Origin of the sequence: Falsiroseomonas sp. (genome assembly GCF_030695085.1) — a bacterium.
Taxonomy (GTDB): Bacteria; Pseudomonadota; Alphaproteobacteria; order Acetobacterales; family Acetobacteraceae; genus Falsiroseomonas.
The window spans coordinates 1-9549 of record NZ_JAUYTS010000061.1 but is presented as its reverse complement, the minus strand read 5'-3'; the positions used below and the strand labels follow the sequence as shown (position 1 = coordinate 9549).

At 70.5% G+C, this 9549-nt stretch carries 12 protein-coding genes and 1 pseudogene; 4 read left to right on the top strand and 9 right to left on the bottom strand.

Features of this window, described 5'->3' with window-relative positions:
* The 3 genes and pseudogenes from Q8S40_RS07425 to Q8S40_RS07415 form a co-directional block, all read right to left on the bottom strand.
* Positions 1-504: pseudogene (locus Q8S40_RS07425) on the bottom strand (cobaltochelatase subunit CobT); the annotation flags it as partial.
* A gap of 74 nt (positions 505-578) precedes the next feature.
* The gene (cobS, locus tag Q8S40_RS07420; RefSeq protein WP_304809203.1) at positions 579-1589 is read right to left on the bottom strand and encodes a cobaltochelatase subunit CobS; all 1011 of its coding nucleotides are present in this window, start codon (positions 1587-1589) and stop codon (positions 579-581) included.
* A gap of 56 nt (positions 1590-1645) precedes the next feature.
* Positions 1646-2224 carry a J domain-containing protein gene (locus tag Q8S40_RS07415; protein ID WP_305669872.1) on the bottom strand — a complete coding sequence of 193 codons (579 nt, stop codon included), beginning with the start codon at positions 2222-2224 and terminating at the stop codon, positions 1646-1648.
* A gap of 143 nt (positions 2225-2367) precedes the next feature.
* Between Q8S40_RS07415 and Q8S40_RS07410 the strand changes: the two genes are divergently transcribed.
* The gene (locus tag Q8S40_RS07410) at positions 2368-2649 is read left to right on the top strand and encodes a BolA family transcriptional regulator (RefSeq protein WP_305669871.1); all 282 of its coding nucleotides are present in this window, start codon (positions 2368-2370) and stop codon (positions 2647-2649) included.
* 1 nt (position 2650) lies between these two features.
* On the opposite strand, the gene Q8S40_RS07405 is transcribed toward Q8S40_RS07410, so the two are convergent.
* The gene (locus Q8S40_RS07405) at positions 2651-3235 is read right to left on the bottom strand and encodes a DUF2889 domain-containing protein (protein WP_304809101.1); all 585 of its coding nucleotides are present in this window, start codon (positions 3233-3235) and stop codon (positions 2651-2653) included.
* 68 nt (positions 3236-3303) lie between these two features.
* Entirely contained in the window at positions 3304-5010 is a 1707-nt protein-coding gene (gene aroB, locus Q8S40_RS07400) for a 3-dehydroquinate synthase (protein WP_371136813.1), read from the bottom strand.
* A 49-nt stretch (positions 5011-5059) separates the two neighbouring features.
* Between aroB and Q8S40_RS07395 the strand changes: the two genes are divergently transcribed.
* Genes Q8S40_RS07395 through Q8S40_RS07385 form a run of 3 tightly spaced genes read left to right on the top strand, consistent with a single transcriptional unit; the run spans position 5060 to position 7073 of the window.
* On the top strand, positions 5060-5206 hold the full coding sequence (locus Q8S40_RS07395; protein ID WP_305669870.1) for a hypothetical protein: 147 nt from the start codon (positions 5060-5062) through the stop codon (positions 5204-5206).
* A 35-nt stretch (positions 5207-5241) separates the two neighbouring features.
* A complete protein-coding gene (locus Q8S40_RS07390) occupies positions 5242-6144 on the top strand; it encodes a tyrosine recombinase (protein ID WP_305669869.1) in 903 nt (300 codons plus the stop codon).
* Positions 6141-7073 carry a CoA ester lyase gene (locus Q8S40_RS07385; RefSeq protein WP_305669868.1) on the top strand — a complete coding sequence of 311 codons (933 nt, stop codon included), beginning with the start codon at positions 6141-6143 and terminating at the stop codon, positions 7071-7073. Before Q8S40_RS07390 ends, Q8S40_RS07385 begins: the two co-directional genes overlap by 4 nt.
* A 33-nt stretch (positions 7074-7106) precedes the next feature.
* Here the strand turns inward: Q8S40_RS07385 and Q8S40_RS07380 are convergent, their stop codons facing one another.
* From Q8S40_RS07380 to Q8S40_RS07365, 4 genes are all read right to left on the bottom strand, one after another.
* On the bottom strand, positions 7107-7865 hold the full coding sequence (locus tag Q8S40_RS07380; protein WP_304809109.1) for an SDR family NAD(P)-dependent oxidoreductase: 759 nt from the start codon (positions 7863-7865) through the stop codon (positions 7107-7109).
* 15 nt (positions 7866-7880) lie between these two features.
* Positions 7881-8579: a M48 family metallopeptidase gene (locus Q8S40_RS07375; RefSeq protein ID WP_305669867.1), complete on the bottom strand. Its 699-nt coding sequence runs from the start codon at positions 8577-8579 to the stop codon at positions 7881-7883.
* On the bottom strand, positions 8576-9181 hold the full coding sequence (locus Q8S40_RS07370; protein ID WP_305669866.1) for a DNA-3-methyladenine glycosylase I: 606 nt from the start codon (positions 9179-9181) through the stop codon (positions 8576-8578). Before Q8S40_RS07370 ends, Q8S40_RS07375 begins: the two co-directional genes overlap by 4 nt.
* A gap of 3 nt (positions 9182-9184) precedes the next feature.
* On the bottom strand, positions 9185-9549 hold a 365-nt coding region (locus tag Q8S40_RS07365; RefSeq protein ID WP_371136812.1), incomplete at its 5' end, for a cupin domain-containing protein.

Sequence of the window (9549 nt, the reverse complement as noted above, 5' to 3'; positions counted from 1 at the left end):
CAGCACCCGCTGCGCTGCTTCCGGCGCGGGTTCTCCGGAAAGACGCTCCCGCGCCAGCAGGCCGAGTGCGGCCGCGAGCGGAAGCTGATCCTTCCGCGTCATGCGGTCATAGCCCTCGGACTCACACTGGTCCGAAAGCCGGGCGCGGAGGTTGGCGGCGACGCCGGCCATGTGCTGGCTGCCCACCACCTCGACCCGCACATCCTCCAGCGCATCGAAGACTTCGCGGGCTTCGCGGCGGGCCGGGATGCGGTTGGCGTGCACACCCTCATCATGGTGGCGCAGCTTCAGCGCGATAGCATCCGCCGCGCCGCGCAGCTTCGCCATCTCGGACGGCGGCAGGGCGCGGGTGGGCAGCGGCAGGCGGGCGCGCTTGCCGGCAAGGCCGGAAGGGCCGGGCTGGTAGGCAACCTGCACCTCGGGCTGGCGCGCGATGGCGCGCACCGCGCCGGCGGTCGCCCGCTTGAATTCTTCCTGCCGCGTCTGGTCGGGCTTGCCGCTCATCGGTCGTGATCCGTCATCTAGGCCCGGACCCCGGGCGCGGGGGGCGACAGGTTCAGGCCCGTCGCCCCATGGCTTCAGCCAGCCTTGCGCAGCAGGCTGCCGGAGGACAGTTCCTCGTTGAAGCAGCGCTGATAGTATTCGGCCACCGTGCCGCGCTCCGCCTCATCGCACTTGTTCAGGAAGGTCATGCGGAAGGCGAAGCCGATGTCGCCGAAGATCCTGGCGTTCTCGGCCCAGGTGATGACGGTGCGCGGCGACATGACGGTGGAGATGTCGCCCGCGATGAAGCCGGCCCGCGTCAGGTCGGCCAGCGCCACCATGGCTTCCGTCTGGCGCTTCATCTTCACGTCCTTCTCGTCCCAGCCGAGCTTGGCCATGACGATCGTCGTCTCCTGCGCATGCGGCAGGTAGTTCAACGTGGCGACGATGTTCCAGCGGTCCATCTGACCCTGGTTGATCTGCTGCGTGCCATGATAGAGGCCCGTCGTGTCGCCGAGGCCCACGGTGTTCGCCGTGGCGAACAGGCGGAACATCGGGTGCGGCCGGATCACCTTGTTCTGGTCGAGCAGAGTGAGCTTGCCCTCCACCTCCAGCACGCGCTGGATCACGAACATCACGTCTGGGCGGCCGGCATCGTATTCGTCGAAGACCAGCGCGCAGGGGTGCTGCAAGGCCCAGGGCAGGATGCCTTCACGGAATTCCGTGATCTGCTTGCCGTCCTTCAGGACGATCGCATCCTTGCCGATCAGGTCGATTCGCGAAATGTGGCTGTCCAGGTTCACCCGGATGCAGGGCCAGTTCAGCCGAGCGGCGACCTGTTCGATATGCGTCGACTTGCCGGTGCCGTGATAGCCCTGGACCATGACGCGCCGGTTGAAGGCGAAGCCCGCAAGGATGGCGAGGGTGGTATCGCGGTCGAAGCGGTAGGTGCTGTCCACCTCCGGCACATGCTCGGTGCGGCGGCTGTAGGCTGGCACCACCATGTCGCTGTCGAAGCCGAAGACGTCGCGCACCGCGACTTTCGTATCCGGCATATCGATGGCGGAGGTGGGGCTGGTCTCGGCGAGGCTGGCGGCCTTGTTCATCTGTCGGTCCGGCTGTGACATTCGATCGTAATCCTAAGGCGCCAGAACGGGCGCGGCTACCCGGCAGGCGCGGGTGCGGGCGTGGCTTTGCCCGGAAGCTTGCGACGAACCAGGCTGTAGGCGCGGTTGATGTCCTTCAACCGTTCCTCCGCCTGGCGATCCCCGCCATTGGCGTCGGGGTGGTAGCGCTTGGCGAGTTCCTTGTAGCGCGAACGCAGAGCCAGGGAATCCACAGGCCAGACAAGGCCCAGAACGTCCAGCGCTGCGCGGAGTTCGGGCGGCGGTTCATCCGGCCGCGGCGCCTTGGCGCGGCGCTGGGCATGCAGCGGCGTGGCGCCGAGCACGCCGAGCGGGTCGCGCAGCACCTCCGGGTCGAAGGGGTTGGCGCCACCGAGGCGGCCCAGCGGCCAGGTCGGGCGCTGCCAGCCGGTATCCTCCCGCAGATGCCGTTCGATCTCGCCCGGGGACATGCCCTTGTAGTAGTCCCAGGCGCGATTATAGGCCCGCACATGTTCCAGGCAGAACCAGCGATATTCGTTCAGCGATTTGCGATCGCGCGGCGCACGGAAGGCGCCAGGTTCGGGGCAGCCCGGCGACTCGCAGGGGCGCACCGGCGCCTCCAGCTCCGCGGTCATTGTTCCGATACGGTCGCCACGTCGCGCCATGGGGCGTTTATGGTCGTGGGGTTCCGCCCGCGCAAGGCGCCAGCGCGAAACGGAGCCATGCCGCATCGGCCCCTGTCCAACCCCGCAACACCGCCCATATCCAAGGTGAAACCATGACAAACCGCGCCACCCGCATCCATGCCAGCCTGCAGCAGGCCTTCGCCCCCGCCGAAGTGTCGGTGCAGGATGACAGCGCCCAGCATGCCGGCCATGCCGGCGCCCAGCCGGGTGGCGAGACGCATTATTCCGTGCGCGTGGTCTCCCCGGTCTTCGCCGGCCAGTCCCGCGTCGCCCGCTCCCGCGCCGCACATGAGGCGGTGGCGGCGGAGTTCGAGGCGGGGCTGCATGCGCTGTCGCTCCGCCTGCTGACGCCCGAGGAAGCGGCGAAATCGTAGCCTATTCCGCCCCGCCGCCCTCCCGGTGCCGCCGCACCACCGGGCTGTCCTCGGCATAGGCGTAGCAGCTGCCGATCGGCAGGCGCCGCGGCGGCGGGGCGGCGGTGACGTTGCCGGCGGCCATCGCCGCCTCCCGCTCCGCCCGCGCCCGGCGCCACTTCCAGGGGGCGATGGTCTGGTAGGCGACGGTCGCCATCTGGGCCATCACCTCCCGCAGATGGGTGCAGCCCAGCACGCCGCCGACCCGTTCCTTCACCGCCCGGTTGAAGCCCGGCCCGATGGAGACGCCGGCCAGGCGGCTCATGCTCGACGCAGCCTTCGGGCATATCTCATAGGGGGTGAAGTCGGACACGGCCTCACAGGCTCGGATCATCATGTCCTCATCCACCGTCATCCGCACCCACATGCCGTGCAGTTGGTCGCCGGGCTGCAATGTGCCGCGGTCCATATTGTCGAACGGGTAGGATTTGGTGTCGACGAGGTGCGCCTCGATATCGAACAGCCCGTCGGTCCGGTGGTAGCCATCCATGGTGATCTGGCGGCGATGCAGCGGAACGCGCGGAACCTCGGGCTCGGAGAGCGGCATCGGGCAGAAATCCCCGGATGGTGCAGTGCAATGCCCTGCTATGGCATGCACCTGCCGCAGCGGGAAGGCTACTCGGCCGCCCCTTCATCCCGCAGCAGGGCCGCCACGGCAGCGGGCGGCACCTCCGCGGTCGTGAAGGCATCCCCCGGCCCGCGCAGCAGCACGAAGCGCATGGCGCCGTCGCGCACCTTCTTGTCCTTCCGCATCCGCGCCATCAGCCGCTCCGCCGAGAAGCCGCGCGGCAGATCAGCCAGGTGGGCCGGCAGCCCGCAGGCCTGCAGATGGGACATCACCCGCCCCGGCAATTCCTGTGAACAGAAGCCGAGCCGCGCCGAGAGCGAAGCGGCCAGCCCGAGGCCCACCGCCACCGCCTCGCCATGCAGCAACGTGCCGCCATAGCCGCATTCGGCCTCGAAGGCGTGGCCGAAGGTGTGGCCCAGGTTGAGCAGCGCGCGGCCGCCCTCGGCACTCTCCTCACGCTCATCCGCCGCCACCACGCCGGCCTTGAGCCGGCACGATTCCAGCACCGCATGGGCCAGCGCCGCCGGGTCGCCAGCCACCGCCCGCGCGCCCTCCGCCTCGCACCAGTCCCACAGCGCGCCCTGCAACAGCCCGTGCTTGGCGACCTCGGCATAGCCGGCGCGCAATTCCCGCGGCGGCAGGGTGGCCAGCACGCCGATATCGGCCAGCACCAGCAGAGGCTGGTGGAAGGCACCAACCAGGTTCTTGCCGAGGCCGAGATTGATGCCCGTCTTGCCACCCACCGAACTGTCCACCTGCGCCAGCAGGGAGGTCGGGATCTGGATGAAGGGCAGGCCACGCAGCGCCACCGCCGCGGCGAAACCCGCCAGGTCACCCACCACGCCGCCACCCAGCGCCACCACCGCGGTGCGCCGATCCGCCCCCGCGGCCAGCGCCGCCTCCACCACGCGTTCGAGCTGGGCGAAGGATTTGCTGGCCTCGCCCGGCGGCACCTCGATGGTCGCAACCACCGCGACGCCTGCCGCCTCCAGCCCATTCAGCAGGGTGGGCAGGTGCAGCGGCGCCACGCTGGAATCGGTCACCACCACCACACGCCGCGCCGGCAGCACCGGTGCCAGCAGCGCCCCGGCGCGGGCCAGCAACCCCTCGCCCACCAGAATATCGTAGCTGCGCTCCGCCAGCCGCACCTTGAGCCGCGCCGGCTCCCGATGCGCGTCCAGCGCCTCCATCACCCGGCGGGTCGTCGTCTCAGGCGGCTCGTCGGTGCAGTCCACGATGATTTTCGCCTCCGCGAAGGTGGGGTGGCGCACGGTCATCAGGCGCTCCAGCACCTCGCGCGGGTCCCGGTTGAGAAACAGCGGCCGATGCTCCCGCCCCGCCACCCGGCGCAGCAGCACCGGCAGGGTGCAGCGCAGCCAGACGGCCAATGCGCCCGATTCGGCCACGGCGCGGCGGGTTCGCGCATCCGTGAAGGCGCCGCCGCCCGTCGCCAATACCAAGGGCGGCCCAGCCAGCAGCCGCGCGATCACACGGCGTTCACCATCGCGGAAATGCGGCTCTCCGTACCGGGTGAAGATTTCCGTGATAGCCAGGCCCGCGGCCAGCTCGATCTCGGTATCCGCATCCACGAAGGGCAGGCCGAGCTTCGCCGCCAGGCGCCGCCCGATGGAGGATTTGCCGCAGCCGGGCATGCCCACCAGCACCACGCTGCGGCGTGGCGTGGCGGGGTTCGCCGGTTCGGGCGAGGGGGCATCCGGCAGGCGCCAGGCCGGAAAGGCGGTGTTGCGTGACACGATGGTGAAGGCTAGCACACCCTGACGCGCACGAGGATCCGCCCCCACGATGTTCCGAAACCCCCTCCTGCTGCTGCTTGCCCTGGTCTTTGCGCTGCTGGGGATCGGCCTGCTCGGGATCGGCGCCTTCCCGCCCTCCGTGACGCCGGAGCCGGTGGAGCGCATCGTGCCGGCGGATCGCTTCGGAACCCGCTGACCGCAGCGCCGCGCCCGCCAGATGGATCGCCCCAGATGGATCGCCACGGCGAAGCCTTCCTTGAGATGCTGGCCGCGGAACGCGGCGCGGCGCGCAACACGCTCGCCGCCTACGCCGCGGATCTGGCGGATTTCGCCGAATTCTGCACACCGCGCGGCATTTCCCCCCTGACGGCGGATGCCGCCACCATCCAGGGCTACCTCCGCGCCGTTTCCGATGCCGGCCTGTCGGCACGCACCGCCGCCCGCCGGCTTTCCGCCCTGCGCCAGTTCTTTCGCTTCCTGGTGCAGGAGGGTCTGCGAAAGGACGACCCGACCGAATTGCAGCAAAGTCCCCGCCTGCCAGCCAGCCTGCCCAAGCCCCTGGCCGAGGCCGAGCTTGCCGCATTGCTGGACGGCGCCGCCCGCCTGCCCGGCGCCCGCGGCCCCTTTGCCCTGGCGCTGATCGAACTGCTCTACAGCAGCGGCCTGCGGGTGAGTGAACTGGTCGCTCTGCCCGCCAATGCGCTGCGCCCGGACCAGCCATTGGTGACGGTGCGCGGCAAGGGCAACAAGGAAAGGCTGGTGCCGATCTCCGCCCGCGCGCGTGATGCGGTGCTGGCCGCCGCCGCGGCGAAGCCGGAGCCGGAGCGGAAATCACGCTGGCTGTTTCCCTCCCGCGCCGCCGGCGGCCATGTCACCCGCCAGACCATCGGCCTGGTGCTGAAGGATGCGGCGCTGGAAGCGGGGCTGGACCCGGCGCGGGTCAGCCCGCATGTGCTGCGCCATTCCTTCGCCTCCCACCTGCTGGCGCATGGCGCGGACCTTCGCAGCCTGCAGATGCTGCTGGGCCATGCCGACATCGCGACCACGCAGATCTACACCAAGGTGCTCGAAGAACGGCTGCAACGCCTGGTCGAGGCACACCACCCACTCGCCATCCAGGAGCCCGCCGCATGACCGCAACCACACCCCCTTCGGCCCGTCTGCACCGCAGCGAACTCGCGGTCCCGGCGATCCGGCCCGAATTGTTCCCCAAGGCCGCCGCCGGCCCGGCGGACGCCGTGTTCCTCGACCTGGAGGACAGCGTGCCGGAGGCCGAGAAGGACCGCGCGCGGGCCAATGCCGTGGCCGCGATCCGCGACATCGACTGGGGCAGCAAGATCCTGGCGGTGCGGGTGAACGGCCAGGACACGCCGCATTTCTACAAGGACCTGATCGCCCTGCTCGAAGCCGGGGACCGGCTGGACGTGGTGATGATCCCGAAAGTGGGCGACCCGCGGGAGGTCTTCGCCGCCGACCTGCTCGCCACCCAGATCGAGGCCGCCACCGGCCGTGCCCGCCGCGTCGGCCTCGGCCTGGTGATCGAGACGGCGAAGGGCCTCGCGCAGGTCGAAGCCATCGCCACCGCCTCCCCCCGCACCGAGAGCCTGCACCTCGGCGTGGCGGATCTGGCCGCCAGCCTCGGCATGCGGACCACGGCGATCGGCGGACTGAACCCGGATTACGCCAGCCCGGCCGGGCTGTTGGACCCCTGGCATTTCGCCCTGGCCCGCCTGATCACCGCCGCCCGCGCCGCTGGCCTCCGCCCGATCGATGGCCCGTATGGCGATTTTCGCGATGCGGAGGGTCTGGAAGCCAGCGCCCGCCGTGCCCGTGCCATGGGCGCGGAGGGCAAGATGGCGATCCATCCCGGCCAGGTCGCCGCGCTCAACGCCGCCTTCCAGCCGGATGAGAAGGAAGTGGCCCAGGCCCGCCGCGTGCTGGCCGCGATGGAAGCCGGGCGCCTGGAAGGCCGCGCCGCCGTGGCGCTGGACGGCAGGCTGCTGGACATCGCCTCCATCCGCCAGGCGGAGGCGATGGTGGCCAAGGCCGAGCGCGCCGCCTGACCTACGCCTCGTGGACGCGGAGCGGCCCGAAACCTACGCCTTGTGGACGCGGAGCGGCCCGAAGCTCTGCGCCACGGGCATCACCTGCAGCGTGTTCACATTGACCCGTGCCGGCCGCGTCGCCACCCAATGCACGGCATCCGCGATATCCTCCGGGTTCAGCGCCTCCGTCCCCGCATAGGGGGCGGCGGCCTTCTCGGCATCGCCCTTGAAGCGCACCGCGCTGAATTCCGTGCCGCCGACCAGCCCCGGCTCGATATCCGTCACCCGCACCGCGGTGCCGAACAGGTCGGCGCGCAGGTTCAGGCTGAAATGCCGGACGAAGGCCTTGGTGGCGCCGTACACATTGCCGCCCGGATAGGGCCATTCGCCGGCCGTCGAACCGATATTCACCACATGCCCGCGATCCCGCGCCACCATCCCCGGCAGCACGGCGCGCGTGACATACATCAGCCCCTTGCAGTTGGTGTCGACCATCGCGTCCCAGTCATCGAGATCGGCGCCCTGGGCCGGGTTCAGGCCGAGCGCGAGGCCGGCATTGTTGACCAGCAGGTCGATCTGCTCCCAACCCGCCGGCAACCCGGCCACGGCCTGCTCAACCGCCGCGCGGTCCCGCACATCCAGCACCACGCCATGGCAGCGCGCCGCGCCGAGTTCGGCCACCAGCGCATCCAGCCGTTCGCGGCGCCGCCCGGCGGCCAGGATGCGCCAGCCATCGGCGGCGAAGCGCCGGGCGATGGCCAGGCCGAAGCCGGCGGTGGCGCCGGTGATGAAGGCGATCGGGGCGTGCATCGGGCTTCTCCAGTTTCAGCCGACGCGCAACAGCGTCGGCCCATGGGTCCGCAGCCAGGCGGCGGCGGCGTTGCGGTGCGGCGTCAGGCGGCTGACATGGGCCCAGAAGCGGGCCGAGTGGTTCATCTCCCGCAGATGCGCCACCTCATGCGCCACCGCGTAGTCCAGCACCCAATCGGGTGCCATCACCAGCCGCCAGGAAAACGCCAGCGTGCCATCCGGCGCGCAGCTCCCCCAGCGGCTTCGGGTATCCTTCACCAGGATGGCGGCGGGCTGCACCGCCAGCGCCTGGCCATGCCGCGCGGCCAGCACGCCGATCCGCCGCCGCGCCTCCGCCCGCAGGAAATCCACCACCCGGCCTGGCAAATCGGCCGCCGCCCCGCCCAGCACGATGCCATCGCCATCCAGCGCGGCGCCGGCCGCAGCCGGGTCGTGCCGGATGATGCAATCCCGCCCGCCGAGCATCACCCGCCCCCCATCCAGCAGCTTGTTCGCGGGCGCCAGCGCCGAAAGCCGGGCCAGCACCCAGGGCCCATTGGCGCGCAGCAGGGCCAGCCCGGCCCGCCGCGCTGCCTGCGGCGGCAGCACCACCACCACCGCGCCCTGCCGCGGGCAGATGCGCAGCGAAACCCGCCGCGCCCGCGACGAGCGGCGCCACTGAACCTGGCAGGACCCGCCCGCCTCCGGCAGCGCGATGATCTCCGCCTCGGTCATCCCGGCCGCCGAAACGCATCCCGCGCCCGCGCCGCCTCCTCCCGGAAGGCGCAGCCTTCCGCATGGTCGTTGATCAGCCCCATGGCCTGCAGGAAGGCATGCACCGTGGTCGGCCCGACGAAGGCCCAGCCACGCTTCTTCAAATCCTTGGACAGCGCGATGGAAGCGGCGGAGGTCGCGGCACCGTACGGTGGCAGGCTGGCCGCATCGGGCTCATGCCGCCAGACATAGGCGGCCAGCGAGCCTTCGCGTGCCACCAGCTCCTGCGCCCGCCTGGCATTGTTGATCACCGCCTCGATCTTGCCGCGGTGGCGGACGATGCCTGCATCGGCCAGCAGGCGCGCCACATCGGCCTCCGTGTAGGTGGCGATGCGGTCGATCTCGAAATTGTCGAAGGCCGCGCGGAAATTGGCGCGCTTGGCCAGGATGGTCCGCCAGCTCAGCCCGGATTGGAAACCTTCCAGGCAGAGCTTCTCGAACAGGCGCCGGTCATCGGAGACCGGAAATCCCCATTCATGGTCGTGATAGGCGATGTATTCGGGCGTCGCGCCGCACCAGTGGCAGCGTGGCCGCCCATCAGGTCCCGTGATCGTGCTGGCCATCGCTCAGCCCGCCAGCGCCTTCAGCTCCACCTCGACGAAGGACAGCTTCTCCGTCCCCGCATTGACCACGTTGTGCTCCACGCCCGGGTCGCGGGTGTAGGAGACGCCGGCCGTCAGGGTGGCGTTGGCGGTGGCGCCGCCCGGCAGTTCCAGCAGCAGCGTGCCGTCCGTCACCGGGATCACCACATAGCCCCAGCCATGGCGATGCCAGCCGGTCTCCGCGCCGGGATCGAAATCCCAGCGCGTGACGCGCACCATGGCATCGTCCTGCTGCACCGGCCCGATCGCCGGCGCCCGGCTGGTGAGTGGCGTTGTCACTCCGCGGCCGCCTTCTTCCCGAGGCCCGGCGGCGGCAGCGCGCCAGCCGC

Bases quoted from the DNA above. Each gene is read 5' to 3' on its own strand.
- Q8S40_RS07380 (WP_304809109.1), bottom strand. From the start codon at position 7,865: ATGCACGCCCCGATCGCCTTCATCACCGGCGCCACCGCCGGCTTCGGC.
- Q8S40_RS07375 (WP_305669867.1), bottom strand. From the start codon at position 8,579: ATGACCGAGGCGGAGATCATCGCGCTGCCGGAGGCGGGCGGGTCCTGC.
- Q8S40_RS07370 (WP_305669866.1), bottom strand. From the start codon at position 9,181: ATGGCCAGCACGATCACGGGACCTGATGGGCGGCCACGCTGCCACTGG.
- Q8S40_RS07410 (WP_305669871.1), top strand. From the start codon at position 2,368: ATGACAAACCGCGCCACCCGCATCCATGCCAGCCTGCAGCAGGCCTTC.
- Q8S40_RS07405 (WP_304809101.1), bottom strand. From the start codon at position 3,235: ATGCCGCTCTCCGAGCCCGAGGTTCCGCGCGTTCCGCTGCATCGCCGC.
- Q8S40_RS07415 (WP_305669872.1), bottom strand. From the start codon at position 2,224: ATGACCGCGGAGCTGGAGGCGCCGGTGCGCCCCTGCGAGTCGCCGGGC.
- cobS (WP_304809203.1), bottom strand. From the start codon at position 1,589: ATGAACAAGGCCGCCAGCCTCGCCGAGACCAGCCCCACCTCCGCCATC.
- Q8S40_RS07390 (WP_305669869.1), top strand. From the start codon at position 5,242: ATGGATCGCCACGGCGAAGCCTTCCTTGAGATGCTGGCCGCGGAACGC.
- Q8S40_RS07395 (WP_305669870.1), top strand. From the start codon at position 5,060: ATGTTCCGAAACCCCCTCCTGCTGCTGCTTGCCCTGGTCTTTGCGCTG.
- Q8S40_RS07385 (WP_305669868.1), top strand. From the start codon at position 6,141: ATGACCGCAACCACACCCCCTTCGGCCCGTCTGCACCGCAGCGAACTC.